Origin of the sequence: Fulvivirga sediminis (assembly GCF_016757215.1) — a bacterium.
Lineage (GTDB): Bacteria > Bacteroidota > Bacteroidia > Cytophagales > Cyclobacteriaceae > Fulvivirga > Fulvivirga sediminis.
Genome location: NZ_JAESIY010000017.1, coordinates 1 through 21,099 on the forward strand (window position 1 = coordinate 1; position 21,099 = coordinate 21,099).

The window sequence follows — 21,099 nt, forward strand, 5'->3', positions numbered from 1 at the left end:
CTTTTGCTGATGGCTTCGGTTTTGAGAAAACGGTATATGCCAGTAGTTTTTATACCACTTTGTATTTTATAACTAAACCAGAAATAAAGCCAGGACGGGTAATTGAATTAACTACTCTTGAAACTGAAGACTATTGGAATTTTATAGTATGGTATATGGATAAGAACAGGCCTTTACCTCCCGGGAAGGCCTTTGATCCTTACCGGGAGCAAGACTTCGAGCGGCGAAAAGCGGCAGGTTTTCCTAAACCCTTATACCCAAGTAGTATTCCTACCCCTGAATTTACAGAAGCACAACAGAAAGAACGCAAAAGAATAGGGGGTGGTAGAGGATTTGTGAGGAGAACGGTTTTAAAAGTCTCAGGTGAGTAAAATTAGATTTAATCTTAAAGATTAAATAAATGTATATTTCAAGATTTATTTCTTAATTATTATAATAAATATATTTTAAATTTTTACTTTTTACTTTTACAAGTTTGTTGCTTAGACGTTTTAGTAGCAAAACACTATTTATATCTGATGAAGCTAATTATAACACTGTGCTTTTGCTGCATATTTTCTAGTAACTAGTTTTTGGTAAGCATTTTCAAACTCCTTTTGAAACTGCAAATAATAAAAAACTTGTGATTGTTACTGTTTCATGATTGCGTTCTGATGGGCTCTATCTTGTAACATAGTTTGTATTTTTTAATTCTTGTAATATAGTTTGTATTTTTTAATAATGAAGTATTCTAATATGAAGAAACTGATAACGTTCAGAAGAAGTTTAACGATAGTATCCTTTGCGACTTTGATTATCCTTTCCTCCTGTGATAAAATAATTGTTGCTGACAAAGAAACAGTAGAAAAAGAAAAAACAGAATATATAAATCAATTAAACGAAAAAGATTCTACCATCACGGAATTGACTGCAAAATTAAAGCGTCATAGTGAATTATTAGAACTGTTGCACAATGAGCTCTATGAGGAAACCGTCAATAAAAATTCTGTGATTGAACTTTTCAGGGGATTTGACTTCTTCGCTGATAAAGGAAAGTTATGTAAAACAATTGTAGACTTAATGAAGTTGCGTGAAAAAAATGCAATAACCATTTTCATGGGAGATCGTTGGTATTTTTACAAAGGTCCTGATTATGAACGTTTCAGCGCCAACAACGAATTAGGAGTGATGCGTATATTATGGAATAACATTGACCGTAATACAGCATACATCAATGCGTTTTTAACAGAAGATGTCAAACAGAGTATTTATGCCGTATTTGAGGACAATACGATTTATGAAGATTCGGGAATGTCGTTAATGGTAAGCGCTTTACTGACGGCTTATAATGAAATAGAAATGGGTGAAGAAAGTAACTCTCATTTCTTTCATTTGAAACAGATGTTATATGATAATTCGGAAGAATCCGAAAGTTATGAGCACTGGAAGGAATGCAGACGCATAGCCAATGAGTTATTGGTTAGTGAAGAAGTAATGAGTATTTTATCGGATGAAAGCTACGCAACTTCTTCTAGTAATTATATAGATGTTGATCATATGATTTTTTATACTTATTCTTTTTGGTGTAGAAGAGATAGGGAGGGTAATAGTGAAGCTGTTTATCAATTATTAAGTGAGTTCCATCAAAATGTAGCTAAATATTAGAAAAATCCTCTGCGCCTGTCAGACTTCTTATATCCGGGTGACTATCGTAAAATAGAAAGGTATTCCCTTTAAATAAAGGGACAAATGTCTGAGTCTGTACTTATGTTGTCGCGCTGTTTTCAAAGCATGCCTATACGATATGCTTACGGTCTTCTTCCATGAATTTTAAGATTTTCAGGATTTGTCTTGGCTTTTTTGCCTTTCAGTTATCCGGTTATTTTTAAGTTTGGGTATTAACCTAGCATTGCAAATGCCTCGGAAGATGTGACCCAGCCTAAGTGTCAAGTAGGTGGCTCAATTCTAATTGAAGTAAAACAAATTTAAAGCGGAAACAGTGCAATCTCTCAGCTTCAAATTACTTTTCTTTTACTGAAATTGTAATTCAAGATAAAGAAAAACCACCTTCTATATTGACATAGAAGGTGGTTTTGGTTCAGCCAAATTAATATTATCTATGAGCTGACTAGGTGCTATTTAACAAGCAGCTTGAGTGATCTGGTAGCTGTATTAGGGCTCATAATTTTTATGAAGTAAATACCTTTTTTCATATCAGAAACGTCCATTACCTCATTCAGTGTATTTTCCTGAATGGTAAGAGATTTGACGCAGTTACCCGAAATATCAGTGATATTAATAACACTGCCTATAAGGTTCTTATTCGCTCTGATCGCTACCGAAGTAGAAGCGGGGTTCGGGTACATTTCATACTTTAATACGCCTGAGGTCTCCACATCAAAAGCCGATTGATTTCCACAAGTAGTAATGTTTTTAGTCAGGTCATTGAAACTGTTAGTGCTTCTGGCACTAGAAGAACCATCATCACAACTTGGCGTATCTGATGAGTTGCTGAAGTAAATTGTATGTGCCTGATCAGTCGAAACGAGTACAAAGTTAGCCCCATCCATTATGGCGTAATAGGAGCCATCTAGGCCTTCAATCCCAGAATCAGTGATGGTTACTTGAGGTTCTTCTGTATTAAAGCTTTGATTAGTTACAGGGAGTAAGTCTACGTACCAGCTCGGCGATCCGTTATTAGTGTTGAATGAGAACTGATATAATCCATTATTAAGCATTGACCAGTTGATCATGAAAACGGATATATTATCAAGATTGGGTCCTCCTTCTCCCAGCACATATACGTGTTCATAAGACCTGTTTACAGCAGGTAAAGGACTATCTAAAGGTGCTCCAAAAGTACAATTGTTTGCATTACAATCAGGATCTTCCTCAAGATTGATGGTTGCTGAGACTTCGCTGCTTAATTCGCCATCGCTTACTGTTAGGGTAACGTTAGCAAGATCCAGATCACTATAAATATGTGAAACTCTCACACCACTGCCCGTGCTGCCATCACCAAAGTCCCAAGTGTAAGTCAATGCATCACCATTAGGATCATATGTTTCCGAAGCATCAAAGTCTACTTCAGACCCACCGCAGCGGCCGTTGTCACTGTCAAATGAAGGAACTGGAGGCAGGTTAGTACCGGTATCCGTGCCAAAATCTACGTCACTGGTAGAATAAAAAGCTTCTGCGCTTAACGATCGTTGCCAAATGGAATAGATGACATGTTTACCCGTTCTCACTGGTAGCATTACATCTATATTATCTATAGGAGAAGCACTTCTGGGGCCAGTACGTACCAGAAGCTCCAGACTATTCCATGTCAGTGGCTGATCCGGAGTCCAGTCTGCCTTGGTGATATAAACCTCGTAATAGAGCGTTTCATGTGGTGCAGAGTTGGTCCAAGTGACAGTAAATGGTCCTGGAGAAACAGGTGTCGCAATCCAGTCATCCCGAACTTGATCGAGCCCTCCATATTTATCGGGTCTACCAGCACTGGCTAGCTGACCATCAGGGATGATTTGTCGGTGCATGCCATTGGCATCCATTCTGGCTACTTCATTCCAATCGTAAAAGGCCTGAGTGCCATATTCTTCAATAGAAGCAATACAAGCGGGTGAATCTGGACTTTGCGGATCTTCTTGATAGCAAATCCACACCCGACTAGGAGGAGAGGTGACCGTACCATGTGCTAATACATATTGCAATGGTAAGGATAAGAGAATCAATAGAATAACAGTAAATAAACGAGAAGTAAATACGCCTGTAGAGATTTTCATGCTTTCAGGGGTTAGGTTGTGTATAATTTTATTAATATAAGATAGAAATATATAACGCCTTTAAAAAGTAAAAAAGCTAATTTCTCTTGAACTTATCTTACCCTGATTCGATTTGCTGCTGGAGAATGATGACTACTAATGAGGGCTCTGGTAGCTAAAAAAGGTTGATAATGAATATTTTACATCCAGAATTTGATTCAGCTAACCCTATGGCTACAGCTTACATATTTCTGTTTTAATCATTAGTTCTATCTCGGCCAGAAGATATGAATATCAATATGAGTCCTAACTTGGTGTATTAACCAGGGACTATATTCGCTAGTGTTTAACTTTTAATAGTGGAGTGATTCTCAATTGCGCTATTTTCCGAAATTTATCAATTGACGCCATTCTATGAAATGAAACAAAAATCCTTTAGATTCATCCCCATATTACATATTATAAATGAGAATCTGTTTGCCTGCCTTAAACAGTTGTCACTTTTTACAGTATAGCTAACACCGTTTTGGAAAGAAACATGAAGTTTAAAATTTATACCCTTTTATTTTTACTATTCACTTTAATATCGTGTTCACAAAAGGATACTTTCCAGCTTTTATCTCCTGATAAAGACCTTGGTATTTACGTTTCAAACTTAAATAATAGATGTAGCTTTAGCTTAATCTATAAAGGTGACACGCTTGTTAACCCGTCTGCGCTGGGTTTGCAGGTTATGGATACAAAATTCACAGAAAACGTTTCTCTTTCAGACTTTTCTGAAAAGCAATTTGACGAAACCTGGACCACTATAAATGGGAAGCAGCCAACTGTTCGCAACCATTATAATGAATATAGCATTAAGGTGGAAACAGTGAATAATCCGCAAAAATTCTATACTATTATCTTTAGACTTTATGATGATGGCTTTGCTTACAGGTACAGTTTAACTACAAAAGCCGCTAGTGATAGCTTGCTGATTAACAAAGAATTAACTAATATAAATTTCAACCAAGATTTCACTTATTGGGCCACCAATGGTGAGCATCATAACCTTGGCCCAATAACAAGATCGGAAAAGGAATTCGAAAACGTAATCCCTCCAGTGGTATTACAGTTTAGTAAGAAAAATTTTATAGCTATTCATGAGGCTGAAATCTTAGAATTCGCGCCTTTTACCGTAAATGCCACTACAATCGATCATTCATTCTCATTTAACATCGATTATTCCAAACGAAACACGTCCTTCAAAACCTCCTGGAGGGCCTTTATGCTAGGGGATGAAGCAGGTGATTTGGTAGAATCTGACTTGCTGGTCAACTTAAATGAACCCTGTAAAATAGAAGACCCCTCATGGGTCAAGCCCGGAAAATCACTCTGGGACTGGCGTGTGTGGGGATATAAGGCACCCGATGGCTATGAATATGCTCTGAATACGGAGTCGCATAAAAGACTCATCGATTTTGCCTCTGAAAATAATATTCAGTATTTACTCATCGATGCGGACTGGTATGGAGAAGAATTTAACGAAAACTCCGACCCAACCTCTGCCCGGGAAGGGATTAATATTGAAGAGTGCATGGAATACGCCTTGTCAAAACAGGTCGGTATCATCCTATATTTAAATGATGTAGGCGCCAAAAAGTTTGGACTGGAAAGGGTGCTTAAACAATTTTCAGATTGGGGAGCCATTGGCGTGAAATACGGTTTTATGACCGGTAGTCAGGAAGATAAGGTAAAACAGACCAGGAGAGTGGTTGAATTATGCGCTAAATATAAGCTAATGGTCAACTTTCATGATTATCCTATTCCACCAAGTGGTGACCGCAGAACCTATCCCAACCTAGTTACTAAAGAATTTTGTCATGCACAAGCTGATGCTATGAGATCGTACTTTCCAGAGACCGCTGTTAATCAGGTTTTAATTAATATGATAGCCGGACCTATAGATGCTACCAATGGATGGTTCGATCTCAACAATGCCCATTCCCGAGTGAGAGTATTTGAAGAAATTCCCGGTACAGTAGTGGCAGAAGTAGCCAAACTGATAACCAATTACTCTGGCTGGATGGTACTGCCAGATAGCCCGGAAGCGTATAGGAAAAAAGATGACTTATTCGAATGCGTTCGCCATATGCCGGCTCAGTTTGATAGCTTTAAAGTACTGGGTGCTGAATTGGATGAGTTTGTAAGTGTTGCTCGTAAATCCGGTAACAATTGGTTTGTGGGTTCGCTCACTAATAGAAAGGCCCGTTCGATTACATTAGATCTGAGCTTTTTGCCAAACGGGAAAAACTACGAGGCCACCATTTATGAAGACGCTGAAGGTTCCCATTTTTTAAAGAACAAAGAGTCTTATCGTGTGCGTAAAGAGCTTGTTGATTCAGAAAGTGAGCTTAATATACATTTGGCACCAGGTGGTGGTAATGCCATCTATTTTAAAGACGTTACTATCGCAAAATAGTAGTAAGGGATTGCAAAAGGAATAACTTAAGGGTTTTAAACTTTTTATGGACACAAGCACTTGTTCCAGTTTTTATTACTGATAGATAAAACTAGATTTAATTGATATTAAATAAGATCAATGTAGAATATCAACAACATACTCTGTTGCTTATTCTCACTGTAAATATGGTCGATGGCATATGGTTAAAATAGTATGAGATATTAATCACTGTTAATTGGGTAATTATTGAAGTAAGTAACTCATAGTCATCATTGGCATACAATTTACACTGTTTATGGATAATCATATTATAAACCTAAAATTTTTGCTATGACTAACGAATTAAAAGACCCTAAAACCTTGTATAAAACTCCACCTCATGATGAGCACATGCAGTCGGAGCCAGGTGAAACTACAGAAATGGATATTAAGCCTGATCATGGTGAAGACTCATATCAAGGATCTGGCAAGCTTACTGATAAGAAAATAATCATTACCGGAGGAGATTCAGGCATAGGCAGAGCCGTAGCCATTGCTTATGCCCGCGAAGGTGCAGATATAGTCCTCTCTTATTTGGAAGAAGAGGAGGATGCCAAAGAAACTGCCAATTATATCAAAGAGGCTGGTAGAAAAGCTATTTTAATTAAGGGAGACATTAGTGAGGAAGAGCACTGTAAACATATTATTGATACTGCAGTAGATCAACTAGGTGGACGTATAGATGTATTGGTCAATAACGCTGCTTTTCAAATGGCAAGAGAATCGTTACAGGATATTCCATCAGAAGAATGGGACTATACTTTTAAAACTAACATTCATAGTATGTTCTATCTTTGCAAAATGGCAGAACCCTACATGCAAGCGGGCAGCAGTATAATAAACACTACTTCAGTAAATGCTTATAATCCCACCCCTGTTTTATTAGCATATGCCACTACCAAGGGAGCTATACAAAACTTTACGGCCAACTTAGCTCAAATACTAGGAAGTAAAGGAATAAGGGTTAATTGTGTAGCACCAGGACCTATATGGACTCCGTTAATCCCCGCCACTATGCCTGAAGAAAAAGTAAAGAATTTCGGGAAAAATACTCCGCTGGAAAGGCCCGGGCAGCCTGCTGAGTTGGCTGCTGTATACGTACTGTTAGCCTCAAATGATGGTAGCTATATCAGTGGTGCTACCGTACCAGTTACAGGAGGAAGAGTTACTATCTAATATTCTTTCACTCTAGCAATTAACTATCAAAAGATCATCAGGAGATTCTAAATCTCCTGATTTTTTTCTCTTCACAAACCACTGTAAAGATCATATTTCTTGAGGATTATAAATTTCAAATCTACCAAATCTCAATTTTAATACTTAAAAACCTATACCTATGCTACAAGACCTTGACTGGCTATATGCCGACATGGATAAGATCCTCATCACTTTATTTTCTACTATACTCATTTACATAGTTGTAATATTAATTACTAGACTAAACGGTTTACGAACTTTTGCAAAAATGAGCAGCTTTGATTTTGCCATTACTATAGCTATAGGAAGTGTAATAGCATCTACTATGTTATTGCATAAAGAGAGTGTGGTACAAGGTGTTGTAGGTTTGGCCACATTGGTAACACTACAATTTATAGTGGCCCGCACACGCATCAAAAGTGATGTTTTTGATACACTAATTACCAATAAGCCTATTTTACTGATGGATAGACAAGGTATTATCTATGAAAACCTGAAAGCTACAAGAGTTACTGAGGATGATCTTTATGCTAAATTAAGAGAAGCAAATGTGTTGAATAGGTCTCAGGTATATGCTGTAGTACTAGAAACTACTGGAGATATGTCTGTATTGCACAGTGAAGACACTAGTAAAAAACTAGAATCAGAAATATTAAAGGGCGTACAATTAGTACCCCCTAAAAGTAATTGATTAATCGTTAACTATAAAAGCATGGATTACACCTGGTAGCCATGCTATCAGTGTTAGTATAACATTAATGAAAAAGGCTTTGCCAAGGCCATGCTTCATAAATACAGCTAACGGTGGTAAAAATATATTTAAAATAATAGTAATTATTGACATATTAAGTTTTTCTAATTCAACTTTATAAACTCTGTACCTAACTAACCTACCAGTGTCTCTATTGTTATCGTAATGAGATCGAAGTCTATTATTCTACGCCGCATATAGATGGCATTTGGTAGTATTTAACAGCACACCTGATGATAGGGCAGCAGTTAGCTATTTATAAAGCACATTATTTATCATTAGCCTCATAATCATGCATCCTTCCGTTTTAAATATAGCTTTCAAGCCAAAAAACAACGCATAAAAGCATCTACATGCAACATTGTTATATTTGTACGCAAAAAATTGCTATCATTGCCGACTAAAAAATATAAAGGGTGGATTCTAGGATTTATTAGTCCTAAATCATATATAACATTTACATATCTTCTTCTAGAAATATATTTTATAGATGTTCATTTTCTAAATAAATAAGGGCTTCTATAAATGAATTATCAGCAGAAATATGAGAATTTCTCTGCTTGAAATGTCATAGTATGATCACCATTCTATCCTTAAAAGATTTCGATAAATGAAAATAAAATACTTACTTTTTTTCGCTTTAATCGGGTTCATTTCCCATTCTTATGCACAAATCAAAGTTGAGGGAAGCGTTCAGGACACAGAAGGAGAGGCCTTACCAGGAGTAACTGTTTCTCTTAAAAAAGAAGGAAAGCTGAAAGGAACTACCACTGATAAAGATGGAGATTTCACCATCTCATTGAAAAAAGAAGGCATATACCAATTAGAGTTTAGCTATATAGGGTATGAATCGTATCAACAAACCTTGGAAGTGAGCAGTGATGAAACTTATAATTTAGGTAGTATTCAACTCAAGGAAAAAAGCTATGAGTTACAAAATGTAGAGATTATAGGTAGAGTCCAGCAGAATTATACCAGTGACTATTCATTCTCCGCCACGAAGACAGGGATCAAAAATAAAGAGTTACCACAATCCTTAGCGCCTATTACCAAGGAGCTTATCAAAGACACTCAGGCTTTTCAAGTGGCTGATGCAGTAAAAACTGTTAGTGGGGTTTCTAATTCTAGTTTTTATAATGATTTCAACATAAGAGGAATAAGCCAAAATGAGTCAGGGCAAATTTTGAATGGCATGCGTACAAGACAATTTTTTTTCCTTCAGCCCATCACTTCTAATATAGAAAGGATTGAGGTGCTAAAAGGGCCGGCAGCCGTTACATTTTCTAGTGTAGACCCTGGAGGAACCATCAATATGGTTACTAAAAAGCCGCTTACTAAAGATAGAAAAGAGATTAGCCTGAGTGTTGGTAGTTTTAGCACAATGAGAGGAACCTTAGACTTTACAGGACCTATTGATGATGATAAAAAGTTACTTTACAGACTGAACGCTGCCGTGCAGAAGGCGCAATCTTTTAGAGATCTGGTTCGAAATAATGCCTTGCTCATCTCTCCTTCCATTAGCTACATTCCTAACGAGAGTACGGCCATTAACGTAGAAATGATCTACAGCAACAATACAGGCAACCTTGATCGTGGCCAGCCTATCTTTGGGGCCGAACCTGGCCTAACTGATCTAAACAGTACACCTATCAGTCTGAATTTGGGAGCGACTAACGACTACTTCAAATCTGAGCAATGGATCATGACCACGAGTCTTTCCAAGAAATTTTCAGACAAGGTAAGCTTCAATGCTGCTTATATGAAACAAACGTGGCAAGAGGACTTAGAAGAGCACCGTACAGAAAATAAGTTTGCCGTAGATAGTGAAGGAAACCCTCTTGATGACTTGGTAGCTATGAGATTTGTTCAGCGTCAGCAGTTTTGGGATGTTGATAACGCAAACGCATACATAAAAGTCAACCTTAAAACAGGAGGCCTAGATCACAAGCTGCTGGCTGGTTATGACCTACATCGCTGGCATAGAACTAACGGAGGAGGCCAAAATGCAGCGAGAGGTTATTTATTAAAAGATGGCACAGCAGCCATTAATTATGATCCTGCAAGGGCAAATGATTTTGAAACGATAGAAGTAAATGGTGTGCAAATGCCTAAACCAAATGTTTCCCCTTTTAATTTGAGAAACCCGGAGAACACTATAAAATACACTAATGCTTATATCGTTAACTCCGTGTATGCTATACCTGCTAACTTATCTATTACTGACGCCATATACATTCAAGAGCAATTAAAATTTGGTAAGCTTACCGCGCTATTAAACGCCCGGTATGAGTGGTTTAGAGACATGACCAGCTACAACCTGCAAGACGAGAAGACTTTTAAAAACATGGCCTTTATACCAAGAGTAGGGCTGAGCTATGCGGCATCTGATAACATCAACGTATATGCTACTTACCTGGAAGGCTACCAACCTCAGTCTAACACTGTTGACATTATGCCTAATACCGAAGCATTCTTCTGGTCCCCTAATTCGGCTGCCCAGTTCGATCCGCTTATTAGTGACTTGAAAGAAGTAGGAGCCAAGACCAATTTCTTTAATAACGATCTTACCATGAGTATGGCAATATATGAAATTAATCAGAAAAATGTTCTTGTTCCGTCAGTAGAGGATCCTGATCGTTTTACACAGCGAGGCGCCGATAGGAGTAGAGGTGTAGAATGGGATATGGCTGGTTATATATTACCAAATTTACGTGTAAATGCCTCATATAGCTATGTTAGAGCGCAAATTATGAAAAGTGATAAGCCCGAACTTATCGGTAAACGTAAAGAAAACGCTCCTGAACATAGCGCCGCCTTCTGGGGCCGTTATGATTTCATCAATAATACCTCTTTAAAAGGATTAGGAATAGGTTTTGGTGGTAAGTATAGCGGAGATAAACTCCCTGTTAATACCCGTGATTTTACCATCCCAGCATACACGGTCTTTGATGCCGCCATTTACTATGAACCTGCTGATTCTAACCTTCAGCTGATGGTTAAATTGAACAACGTATTCAATAAAACATATTGGTTAGGGGCATTTAACTACACTAGGTTATTCCCCGGAGCTCCTAGAAATGCTTTATTAACCGCAACGTATAGATTTTAATGTATTAACTCATACTAGCTGGTATATATAGCTTATAGGATCTACATGGTGTGCTTTGCTTGCTAATTGTGCATCTTCGTTACAGGCTAAGACACTGGTTTCCTCTTGAGTTTCAGACTATAAAATATATTCTAGCTTCTACAGAAGTTCAGTTACTAGAGCCTCTTTGTTATTGTACTGATAGGGTTAATTCCCTAGTTTAGTGCCTTTAGCCTCTGGGCAAATAAATAGTAGCCGACTGGGGTGTGTGCAATTCAAAAACAAAAAGGACATGGAGAATAAGATTACCAGATCAAAAAATGCACTTGTTGTGATGGCTTCTGATCAGGAAGACGATTTGGAGCTGAAAACCCTCAAAGAGAATTTTTGTGGGACTCTAGAAAGTAATTTATTCAATATTAAAGCTTCAGACTACCTAGAGGTATATGTCTGTGGTGATTTAGCAAAAATAAAAAGCCTTGACTTTGAAATCCATGTGATAAAAGAGCTTTCTTGTAATTATGACCAGTTAGATAATATTCAGCTAATAGACCTTGGTAAGGTGCCTTTGATTGTACACAATGCAGGGGTCTACTTCAAAAATCTATTTGGCGATAGCGATTATTTCAATATTATTCAATCAGAACATGTTTTTCAGGAGCTTACTGAGTCCACCAAGCAATCCAAAGCTTTGAGAAAGGGGATATACCTCACTACTATTACCAAAGAACAAACGGAGGATAATGATGAAATTCTACATTTCAATCTTTTACGCTGCTCTAGCAACCTAACTGGCCCTACAGACAACTTCCGCGAGACAGATCTCAAAATAATGGCGGCTTTAAATAAGGCCGCTAAAACCATTTTTGAAAAAGAAACCGAACTCAATCATGTATTAGCTCAGGTGTATGAAAACAAAAAAACAGAGGGAGGCAAAGAAACAAAAGCCAAAATCAAGGCTCATTCAGACAAGACAAAAGATATGCCTAAAGAAGGATTAATAGCCTTCTGTACGTTTTATGATAATTCACAATTTGAACACCTTGAACCTTCAAAAACAGATAAATACGATTGGGTTTACAAAGAAAAAAGCGGGCTTACAAGGTTGCTGTTCAAATTAAAAGATACAGTAGAGGGTGAGCTTTTAGCAAAAGAATTTAGTGTAACACTCTATCCAAATTCAGCATTTATCATCCCACTTTCTACCAATAGGCTATATACACATGAAATAAGACCGTCTATATTAAACATGGATAAAATACCTACCAGAATGGGGTATGTAGCACGTTGTTCTAATCTTAAAGCTCAGTATATCAATGATCAGGTGTATATTAAAGAAGGCGGGGAACTGCTAAAATTAGAACCGATGACAGATGAAACCATGAATGATTTAAGAAACTCTTATCTTAAAGAGAATGTGACCGAAGAAATGGTGGACTACAAAAAGATTAGGTTTAGCATGAACTCAGGCGATTATAAAAAACCTATCTTCTGAATGAGGGATTAAAGATTGACCATGACGAAAATTGGATTTCATAAAATAACCATTGACTTAGAAAGAAATTTGTTTGAAGAATTTTCGAACAGTGTTTCATTTGAGCCAACAGGTAAAGGCAGATTGTGTAATCATTTGGTATATGAAGAAAAGGAGGGGATTCCACTAGTAAGAACCACAACAAGCTTTAACAAGCCTGCCCACCATTTTTCAGCCAAACACGGCATGCTGGCAGATAAAATCAAAAGCCACTTTGAGGAGATCGATCATTTAGCCTCATTGAATTTTAATAACGCCTTGATTGAAGTCTACAATCAACATTACAAAAAGATGAAATACCATTCTGATCAATGTCTTGATATAGATAAGAACTCATACATAGCTTTATTTTCTTGTTATGAAAAACCCGAGGAATTGACTGAGCAATCCATTAGAAAACTTAAAGTGAAAGATAAGGATACCGATGAAGAATTCGAATTTGAGCTAACTCATAACTCTGTTGTTTTATTCTCGGTTACTACCAACACTAAGTATCTTCACAAAATAGTATTGGAGCCGGTAAAAGGATTGAAACCTTTAACTTCTGATAACAGGTGGCTAGGTATTACATTTAGAAAATCTAATACTTTTATCCAGTTCAAAGATGAAACACCCTACCTTATCAATGGCTCTCGGTTGAAACTGGCTGATGAATCACAGAAGAAAGCGTTTTTCGAATTAAGAGGTGAAGAAAATAAAAATCCGAATTTTGTTTATCCGGTGCTCAACTATACCATCAGCCCGGCAGACCTTTTACCTCCCATAAGCAGCAAAGTTTAATATTTTATAACCAATTAACTCTCTTATTAAAGCAAAAATCGGTTGGTGGCAGTTTTGAAAACAATAACGAAGGTTATTGCGGTTGATGTCACCGATCATAACTAAAAGAAAATACTATATGAATGGTCCTAATGCCGATATAAAATTCCCTCTTGAAAATTACGATAGACTTTGCTTCTTAAAGAACATTGTCAAAAACCCAAATATCATTGTTGGGGATTATACCTATTATGATGATTTTGAGAATGTGGAAAATTTTGAGAAAAACGTAAAATACCATTTTGACTTTATAGGAGACAAACTCATTATTGGTAAATTTTGCATGATTGCATCTGACGTGAAATTTATAATGAATGGTGCCAATCATTTAACCAACTCTTTCACCACTTATCCTTTTGCCATTTTTGGTAATGGCTGGGAAAATGCCATGGATGGAAAATCATACCCTAAAAAAGGAGACATCAATATCGGTAACGATGTTTGGATTGGCTACAATGCCACAATTATGGCTGGAGTAAATATTGGAGATGGAGCAATTATCGCTACTAACGCTACAGTAACCAAAGATGTGGAGCCCTACACCATTGTTGGAGGAAACCCTGCCAAAGAAATCAAAAAAAGGTTTTCTGAAGACATGATTACCAATCTTTTAGAAATAAAATGGTGGAATTGGGATATCGAAAAAATCACAAAGAACATTCAGAACTTAACCGACAACAAAATTGAAAATTTGATTGAATAAAACAGGAAAGCCTTCATAAGACTCGTTAGGTCTCTCATTAAGACAGCCTAGAATAAATAGTGCTAATTATATGAAACGGTCTTTATCTTGGATAATTAGGTCCTGTTTATAGTTACAGGCATAAAGGATAAAGGATTCACATCCGAATAAAACAGGAAAAGAATACAGAAATATAACTTTGTATTAATAATGAAAGAAAATGTATTTATAAGATTTATAAAATTCCTAAATTATTTTGGAAAGGATGAATTGCCATAGTTTCACCTTTACTTGTGTATTGAAGAGGCATGCTTTAATCATTGGGTAGCATTTAAATGACTGAAATGAAAATAGAAGGGAAGATAGTTTTGATTAATAATAGCGAAGATGAGGGCATATTATTGAATAAGGTAATACTTAAATCTTGTTATGATATAGAAGTTCAATTCTTTCAAGATGAGCAGCAGGCTTTGAATTACCTGATAAAAACAGAGGACAAGATTTTTCTAATCCTTTGCTCATATCAACTAGCTACATGCAATGGATCTGAATTCAAAGAAAAATTAGAATCTCACCCAGGCTTAAGAGAAAAAGCAATTCCTTTTGTATTCTACTCTCTATCTGCGGGGAAAAATCACGTAAAAGAGGCGTATAAGTATAACCTACAAGGTTTTTTTATTCAACCTATAGAAACTCAAGCCCAGGTAAAATTGATGGAAACGATCATCGGTTATTGGATCTTAAATTTGCACCCTCATGCCTAATCAATGAAATAAGAATACTGGAGGGTTTTTAAGAATTTGGAGCTTTTTTAAAGCAGCATGCATCTGTCAGGATCGACATAAATTTATTATAGGCATATTGTAAACCTTTCAAACTCTGGTTAGCACGGTACAGCCAGATACCCGGAAACGCAAACTCTAAACAATAGAAAAGTGAAGCTAAGTATAATACTACTACTTGCAGTTACTACTACGGCTGTATTTGGTCAAAGAAATCGGTCCGTTGATTTAAGATGGAAAATCGATAAAAAAGAAAAACTCCACTATGCCACTGTGATGAGTGACATCGATACAGCGTCAATAGAAGTAGACTTTTCAGAATTATTCAAATCTTTATCTGACAGCACATCAAATGGTTTAAAAAAAGGCATGAGCTTCTTTGATAAATTAAATAACGCCTTCAAAGACCTAGACTATGTCACCACCTTGTCCAGCGAAAAAGATGGCATCGTTGACATAGTCATGAGCACTCGGCAAAAAAATAATCAAAAAGAAACTGATTCTACAAGCAATAAGGAAGCAGACCTGTGGGAAATGATGGCCTCAAATGAATGGGTTGTACTTAGAGGTTCAGTTTACGAAACAGGAAACATCCATAGTTTTTGGGTTAAGAATAATCAAAAAAACCTTATTGCTACTTTCTTCCAACTTCCAACAAGAACCGTAAAAGTGGGGGACAAATGGTCACTTGATATTAACCTGATTGCCAATGACCAAAATTTTAAATATGATAGTGCTTATAAAATTAATGAAGTTACACTCTCTGACCTTAAAAAAGTAGATGGAGAAACATTGGCAGTTACAAAATACAACATAATAGAGTACGTAAGGGGAGATTTTTATTCACCATCATTATTTGGAAAAAAAGGCAGCAAAAAAGAAACTATGATGAAGTTCTCGCATCAGGGAATAGCTGAGTTCTCTGTTGAGAAAGGCAGATGGATTACTTACAACGCAATAATGAGTTTAGAAGCAACAGCAGTAATGACCGCTAATAAAAAGACAAAACTGACATTGATACAAGAATAAAACCTATCAGGCTACTAACCTTGGCGCTATAGTTTGACGTATGTTAGCTTCAATATTGAAGACTAAGACATAGCGAGAGAAGTAAGTGTGGTGAAAGAGGCGGCAAAAGAGAGCGAAAATATATAAAAATGTAGTCCCTCATATGTTGCAGCATAGCGTTGCTACTCACTTGTTAGAAGATGGTGCCAAATACAGTTGCTCCTGGGGCATAACTCAAACAAGACCACAGAGGTATACATATAGCTAACACCTCTATGAGATTAATCAGAAATCCTTTAGATTGATCCCCATTAATAAATAAGGGAATGTTATTTTTCCCTGATACGGATGTTGTGCTTAATTGTAATGAAACAAAAAATAATAGACATAATTGAACAGGAAATAAGTGAGTGGAATAGGCTCGAAGAGAAAATTCCTAACAAAGACTATGAAAATTTCGAATTAAAGGACTTTGATTATCTCGCAGATTACTATGAAAAATATGGTCAAGAATTTGAACTAACCAAGTTCATGGATTTCTGTGCTTCTCGTGTTTTGGAAGAGTTAGCATCTTCAGTTCAAAGGAGATCTATTTGGTATTGGGAAGAATTCAATGAAGATTTTATAATACCTCAATTCAAATATCTGTCAAGCTTAATCAAATCTTACCTTTATTTAAAAGATGGGAAGGAGTATAAAGTTGCATTTATAGTCATTAGAACATTTATTGAAGTTTCATCACAGTTCTATTCTTGTTTTTTAGATTTTGAATTTTTTAAAAAGTACCTATCAGAGGGAATTCAAGACGAATATAGAAATCACTGGTTCAAACATCTTAAACCAGAAAAAGTATTATCTGTTTTGCGGAGAATGAATCAGGATTTGAGGAAAGAGTACAAAAAGGATGGTGAATACACCTTAGGTGATTTAAGAGCTTTCATATATCCCTTCGAGTCTGAACAAAGAGAGATGCTCTACGAAATTCTCACATCATATGCGCATGGTAAACATGATGTAATCATTTCCAATTTAACAAGAGATAAAATGAACGAACTGAATTTGCGAATAACTGAATATATTGTTAGCTCAATTAACATGTTAAATATAGCTTCAAATCACTTTTTGGATAACACTAACTGTGATACTAGAAAACATGTGATACTTCAACAAGTTTGGCATTCAATCAAGTATAAAAACTAAGCTCAACAACACCTATACGCAATACCCTTCGGGATACTGCACATAGCTAAAACGTTACCATAAATCACAAAAGACTTGAACACAGATAAGGCACGAGAATATTTTAGACGATATGCACCTAGTGTAGCTTTTATAGAAGTCAGAAACAAACTAGGAGACATAGAAATAGGATCTGCATATCACATAGGTGAAGGTGTATTTGTCACAGCAAGACATGTATTAGACGTACCTAAAATATTAAAAATCGCTACTACGGTTAATCAGTATTCGGAAGTAAGTGACGGGAAGCAAACTCTGATAGATTTAGCTTGTGAATTAAAAATAGAAAAAGGGCCATTTTACCATGAAGATGAGGCTGTCGATTTGGCTTGCTTTATTGCTGATAAAAAGGACTTGCCTATTGTTCCACTCGGCTCACACCTTGATGACTGGATTGGGGATGAAATGGTATTGCATACAACTTTGGTCTTAGGTTATCCACCAATTCCATTTTCTCGTGAACCTGTCCTATTTGCAACAAAAGCAGAAGTAAATGCCGTGATTGACAAATACACAGGAGGGCATCCACAATTCATATTGTCTTGCATGGCTCGTGGTGGGTTAAGCGGAGGACTGTCTATCAACGAATATGGATTCTCAATGGGAATAATTGTAGAATCATTGACAAAAGACAATGAACCAACCGAGTTGGGATATTTATCTGTAATATCTGTGGAGCCGATTTATGTTATGCTTAGTCATCATGAAATAATGCCACAATGTATTAAAATAGATTGGGACTATGGTGACGGAACAAATTTGAGGGACAGGAGCGAACAAGATTTTGATAATCGGGAAGCTAATGATGAACCATTTTGAAATAAAACTTATGGTAATTGAGTAGACGGCTCTGACTCAAATTGAGCCAGAGTGTGCCTCAAATGTCGTTTAGTTAAGCAGAATTTGTTTAAGAATTAATGTTAGGATGCTTATGGGATAAGTTTTTAGTGTTAGTAATTGTGAATCTTTCATGTATGATAAATGACGGAACAAAAAAATCCTGTGCCTAATAACTAAGTCTTCGTGTGGCTCATCGAGCCCAACATGAATACTGTGTTGAGCGAACCGTGGCACTGTATGGGGATTAGTTTGTTTTGTGGTATCCCTTTGGGCTTAAGTTTATTTGAAAGAGAAGAAATTTCCTAAAAGTTATTGAGTGGGAAATAGCTTTTTAAGGTTATTGACTTTAGCCTCAGGTATTGTTCCAAGGGTAGTTTTGAGCCATTGTCTGGGTTCTATGTCATGGGCTTGGCATGTGGCAAAGAAGGAATAGAGTATGGCTGCCCACTGGGTAGTATCATATGAGCCGGCAAAGTGGTAGTTTTTTTCTGCCCAACGCCAAGGTCTGATTCTTTTTTCCACTAAATTGTTATCGATATTTCATGACCCATTGGCGGTGTATCGAACTACTCTTGGCCATAGTTTATGGGCGTAAGCCAATGCTTTTCCTATGCTGCTTTTAGTGCTGCATGAGAGTATTCTTTCTCTATAAAAATGATTTTAGTTCAGTAAGTATCGGCTCAGCTTGTTGTTGCCTTGCGACTTGCACCATTTCTGTACTTAGACCTTCTTCTTTACACTGACGTTATATAGCATAGAGTTTTTGTATTTCTGCTAATGCATATTCAGCTCTTTCAGGGTCATTTTCTCTGCCCTGATCAATTTTACGACGTGCGTGTTCCATGCAGCCCAAAAGGAAGATGTCCTCATTCTTATCAAAACGATCATAGGCCGCATAGCTATCTGTTTGCAGGCCGCTTTAAACCATCCGCTGATGGAGACATGCAAGTGTCTATAAAGGACTTCTCTATTATCAAGGTTTGCTTTTTCCTTCGTTAATATCCATGATCTTAGGTGTTATTTTTTGTCGTTCATGAAATTCCTACAAGGCCCATTAGGGTGGTTGTGTAGAAAGCTTACTTATAAAAACTTTAACGAAACGAATTAATAAACGAGAAGTAATTGAGCCGCCTGATCTGAGCCAAAAGGTTCAGGTCAGGCAATAAATCAATTGAAAAATAAAAATAATTCAGCCTTTATTTGTTTGGTATCAAAAGTTTCTATTAAGTTTGCACACATAATTCACTCCTAATACAGAAAGGAGGTCACAATGATGGTGCAGAAAATACATATCGCTTTATTGACCGGGATGTTAGCCGCTTAACAGCGCTAAGCTGATATAATTTTTGTACCCGGTCCCAACGATCGGGTTTTTTTGTGCCTTTTGCTGAGTAAGCAATATCTTCAAATTTTCCCGACACTTCAATCAATTAGTTTATGGGCCTATTCCTTTATGGAATTTGATTGCTGTCCAGGCAACGATCATTTGTAGTCATGTGCTGCAAGGGCTGTTATTTTTTTAATGCTTTATGGGCAAGATTAAGTTAAAGGGTAAAGACCTTCGAAAAATCAATTATTCGTCTAACCGATCAATAGCCTTGGCTATTGACGTAATGGCAAAACATTACAAACACAGCTCTAAAGAAGAGCAACTAGCGATATTAATAGATATCAAAAACAACTTTCAAAACTATCTGGATCATGAGATTCTGGCATTGATTGCTTCAGAATTTGATGATACAGACACCTTTAAGGAACGTGCAGAGATTGAACTGTTGAGAGCGCATGGTGATTTTGCGGTTTTCGGACGCAAGCATATTTCCAGTAACGCCTTTCAACAGATGGAAATGGCCATGCGTTTGCCTGTTTCCAAACGTGGAGCACTTATGCCAGACGCACATCAGGGGTATGGATTACCTATTGGTGGTGTTTTGGCTACTGAAAATACGGTTATTCCCTATGGCGTAGGCCTGGATATTGGGTGTAGAATGAGTCTGACACTGTATGATGTGGATGAGTCGTATTTGAAAAGACATGCTTATCAATTCAAAATGGCGCTTAAAGAGCGTACCAATTTTGGAACAGGAGGAGAGATCTCTTTTCAGCAAGAGCATGCCATATTAGATAGGCCGGAGTTTGCACTGACAGACCTGCTGCGTCAGCTTCATGGCAAGGCTGTAAAACAGCTAGGTACTTCAGGTTCAGGTAATCACTTTGTTGAGTTCGGCATGGTCGAACTGCACGATGGAGATGGTTTAGGACTACCACCAGGAAAATACCTGGGGCTATTGGCCCACTCGGGTTCACGTGGTATGGGAGCTTCCATTGCCAGATATTATACACAGATAGCCAGGGAGCAGTGCTTGCTGCCAAGGCAGGCTCAGCATTTTGCCTGGTTGGATCTGGATACGGAAGCAGGGCAGGAGTATTGGCTGTCGATGAATCTGGCAGGGGATTACGCTCAGGCGTGTCATGATCAAATTCATTACAACCTGGCAAAACAACTTGGACTGAAACCCATTGGAAGGGTTGAGAATCATCACAACTTCGCCTGGAAGGAAATACATCAAGGGCAAGAGTTAATCGTGCATCGAAAGGGGGCCACTCCGGCAGCTGAAGGTGTTTTGGGCATCATACCCGGCTCTATGACAGCTGCCGGCTACATTGTTCGGGGTAAAGGTGATCCTCATTCATTGGATAGTGCCTCTCATGGTGCAGGGCGTAAAATGTCAAGGAAGAAGGCTCGGGAATCTATTACTGGTAGTGAACTCCGGAAGATCCTCAGCAGAGAGCAAGTTACGTTGATTGGTGGTGGTCTGGATGAGGCTCCCATTGCTTACAAAGACTTGTCAAAGGTGATGGAGTCCCAGCAGCATCTGGTAGACGTGATTGGCCAATTTGAGCCAAGAATTGTGAGAATGGATAAAAACTGAA

Annotated in this window: 18 protein-coding genes; 14 read left to right on the top strand and 4 right to left on the bottom strand. The window is 37.3% G+C overall.

All coding sequences use genetic code 11. The features are described from left to right. Together JL102_RS21565 and JL102_RS21570 are read left to right on the top strand one after the other, a co-directional pair. The coding region (locus tag JL102_RS21565) for a hypothetical protein (protein ID WP_202246549.1) at positions 1–371 on the top strand (371 nt) is incomplete at its 5' end. Positions 372–735: 364 nt separating this feature from the next. Beyond that, positions 736–1,644 carry a hypothetical protein gene (locus JL102_RS21570; RefSeq protein WP_202246550.1) on the top strand — a complete coding sequence of 303 codons (909 nt, stop codon included), beginning with the start codon at positions 736–738 and terminating at the stop codon, positions 1,642–1,644. Between the two features lie 470 nt (positions 1,645–2,114). Here JL102_RS21570 and JL102_RS21575 read toward each other — a convergent pair whose 3' ends face one another. Further along, positions 2,115–3,764 (bottom strand): lytic polysaccharide monooxygenase, encoded by a 1,650-nt coding sequence (locus JL102_RS21575; RefSeq protein WP_202246551.1) that lies wholly within the window; start codon positions 3,762–3,764, stop codon positions 2,115–2,117. 517 nt (positions 3,765–4,281) lie between these two features. On the opposite strand from JL102_RS21575, the gene JL102_RS21580 reads away from it, so the two are divergent. The 3 genes from JL102_RS21580 to JL102_RS21590 all read left to right on the top strand — a co-directional run bounded on the left by JL102_RS21580 (position 4,282) and on the right by JL102_RS21590 (position 8,113). Next, a complete protein-coding gene (locus JL102_RS21580; RefSeq protein WP_202246552.1) occupies positions 4,282–6,204 on the top strand; it encodes a glycoside hydrolase family 97 protein in 1,923 nt (640 codons plus the stop codon). A gap of 312 nt (positions 6,205–6,516) precedes the next feature. Then, positions 6,517–7,401 carry an SDR family oxidoreductase gene (locus JL102_RS21585; protein ID WP_202246553.1) on the top strand — a complete coding sequence of 295 codons (885 nt, stop codon included), beginning with the start codon at positions 6,517–6,519 and terminating at the stop codon, positions 7,399–7,401. A 160-nt stretch (positions 7,402–7,561) separates the two neighbouring features. Next, complete coding sequence (locus tag JL102_RS21590) at positions 7,562–8,113, top strand: DUF421 domain-containing protein (protein ID WP_237390697.1); 552 nt, start codon at positions 7,562–7,564, stop codon at positions 8,111–8,113. On the opposite strand, the gene JL102_RS21595 is transcribed toward JL102_RS21590, so the two are convergent. After that, on the bottom strand, positions 8,114–8,266 hold the full coding sequence (locus JL102_RS21595; RefSeq protein WP_202246554.1) for a YqaE/Pmp3 family membrane protein: 153 nt from the start codon (positions 8,264–8,266) through the stop codon (positions 8,114–8,116). Between the two features lie 517 nt (positions 8,267–8,783). Here JL102_RS21595 and JL102_RS21600 point away from each other — a divergent pair. The 8 genes from JL102_RS21600 to JL102_RS21635 all read left to right on the top strand — a co-directional run bounded on the left by JL102_RS21600 (position 8,784) and on the right by JL102_RS21635 (position 18,144). Further along, positions 8,784–11,282 carry a TonB-dependent receptor gene (locus tag JL102_RS21600; RefSeq protein WP_202246555.1) on the top strand — a complete coding sequence of 833 codons (2,499 nt, stop codon included), beginning with the start codon at positions 8,784–8,786 and terminating at the stop codon, positions 11,280–11,282. A 271-nt stretch (positions 11,283–11,553) separates the two neighbouring features. After that, complete coding sequence (locus JL102_RS21605; RefSeq protein WP_202246556.1) at positions 11,554–12,756, top strand: hypothetical protein; 1,203 nt, start codon at positions 11,554–11,556, stop codon at positions 12,754–12,756. 21 nt (positions 12,757–12,777) lie between these two features. Beyond that, positions 12,778–13,575, top strand: a complete 798-nt coding sequence (locus tag JL102_RS21610; RefSeq protein ID WP_202246557.1) for an alpha-ketoglutarate-dependent dioxygenase AlkB — start codon at positions 12,778–12,780, stop codon at positions 13,573–13,575. A 118-nt stretch (positions 13,576–13,693) separates the two neighbouring features. Then, entirely contained in the window at positions 13,694–14,317 is a 624-nt protein-coding gene (locus JL102_RS21615) for a CatB-related O-acetyltransferase (RefSeq protein WP_202246558.1), read from the top strand. A 323-nt stretch (positions 14,318–14,640) separates the two neighbouring features. Further along, a complete protein-coding gene (locus JL102_RS21620; protein ID WP_202246559.1) occupies positions 14,641–15,060 on the top strand; it encodes a response regulator in 420 nt (139 codons plus the stop codon). A gap of 171 nt (positions 15,061–15,231) precedes the next feature. Next, a complete protein-coding gene (locus JL102_RS21625; protein WP_202246560.1) occupies positions 15,232–16,107 on the top strand; it encodes a hypothetical protein in 876 nt (291 codons plus the stop codon). Between the two features lie 345 nt (positions 16,108–16,452). Beyond that, complete coding sequence (locus JL102_RS21630; RefSeq protein WP_202246561.1) at positions 16,453–17,286, top strand: hypothetical protein; 834 nt, start codon at positions 16,453–16,455, stop codon at positions 17,284–17,286. Positions 17,287–17,361: 75 nt separating this feature from the next. Beyond that, complete coding sequence (locus JL102_RS21635) at positions 17,362–18,144, top strand: trypsin-like peptidase domain-containing protein (RefSeq protein ID WP_202246562.1); 783 nt, start codon at positions 17,362–17,364, stop codon at positions 18,142–18,144. A gap of 330 nt (positions 18,145–18,474) precedes the next feature. Here the strand turns inward: JL102_RS21635 and JL102_RS24055 are convergent, their stop codons facing one another. Both JL102_RS24055 and JL102_RS23900 read right to left on the bottom strand, forming a co-directional pair. Then, complete coding sequence (locus tag JL102_RS24055) at positions 18,475–18,687, bottom strand: transposase domain-containing protein (RefSeq protein WP_202246563.1); 213 nt, start codon at positions 18,685–18,687, stop codon at positions 18,475–18,477. Between the two features lie 223 nt (positions 18,688–18,910). Beyond that, complete coding sequence (locus tag JL102_RS23900; protein WP_202246611.1) at positions 18,911–19,078, bottom strand: IS66 family transposase; 168 nt, start codon at positions 19,076–19,078, stop codon at positions 18,911–18,913. 616 nt (positions 19,079–19,694) lie between these two features. Here JL102_RS23900 and JL102_RS21650 point away from each other — a divergent pair. Then, positions 19,695–21,098 (top strand): RtcB family protein, encoded by a 1,404-nt coding sequence (locus JL102_RS21650; RefSeq protein ID WP_202246564.1) that lies wholly within the window; start codon positions 19,695–19,697, stop codon positions 21,096–21,098. Position 21,099 lies beyond the last annotated feature (1 nt).

Bases quoted from the DNA above. Each gene is read 5' to 3' on its own strand.
- JL102_RS21595 (WP_202246554.1), bottom strand. From the start codon at position 8,266: ATGTCAATAATTACTATTATTTTAAATATATTTTTACCACCGTTAGCT.
- JL102_RS21615 (WP_202246558.1), top strand. From the start codon at position 13,694: ATGAATGGTCCTAATGCCGATATAAAATTCCCTCTTGAAAATTACGAT.
- JL102_RS21620 (WP_202246559.1), top strand. From the start codon at position 14,641: ATGAAAATAGAAGGGAAGATAGTTTTGATTAATAATAGCGAAGATGAG.
- JL102_RS21600 (WP_202246555.1), top strand. From the start codon at position 8,784: ATGAAAATAAAATACTTACTTTTTTTCGCTTTAATCGGGTTCATTTCC.
- JL102_RS21570 (WP_202246550.1), top strand. From the start codon at position 736: ATGAAGAAACTGATAACGTTCAGAAGAAGTTTAACGATAGTATCCTTT.
- JL102_RS21575 (WP_202246551.1), bottom strand. From the start codon at position 3,764: ATGAAAATCTCTACAGGCGTATTTACTTCTCGTTTATTTACTGTTATT.
- JL102_RS21610 (WP_202246557.1), top strand. From the start codon at position 12,778: ATGACGAAAATTGGATTTCATAAAATAACCATTGACTTAGAAAGAAAT.
- JL102_RS21650 (WP_202246564.1), top strand. From the start codon at position 19,695: ATGGGCAAGATTAAGTTAAAGGGTAAAGACCTTCGAAAAATCAATTAT.
- JL102_RS21585 (WP_202246553.1), top strand. From the start codon at position 6,517: ATGACTAACGAATTAAAAGACCCTAAAACCTTGTATAAAACTCCACCT.
- JL102_RS21580 (WP_202246552.1), top strand. From the start codon at position 4,282: ATGAAGTTTAAAATTTATACCCTTTTATTTTTACTATTCACTTTAATA.
- JL102_RS21590 (WP_237390697.1), top strand. From the start codon at position 7,562: ATGCTACAAGACCTTGACTGGCTATATGCCGACATGGATAAGATCCTC.
- JL102_RS21605 (WP_202246556.1), top strand. From the start codon at position 11,554: ATGGAGAATAAGATTACCAGATCAAAAAATGCACTTGTTGTGATGGCT.
- JL102_RS21630 (WP_202246561.1), top strand. From the start codon at position 16,453: ATGAAACAAAAAATAATAGACATAATTGAACAGGAAATAAGTGAGTGG.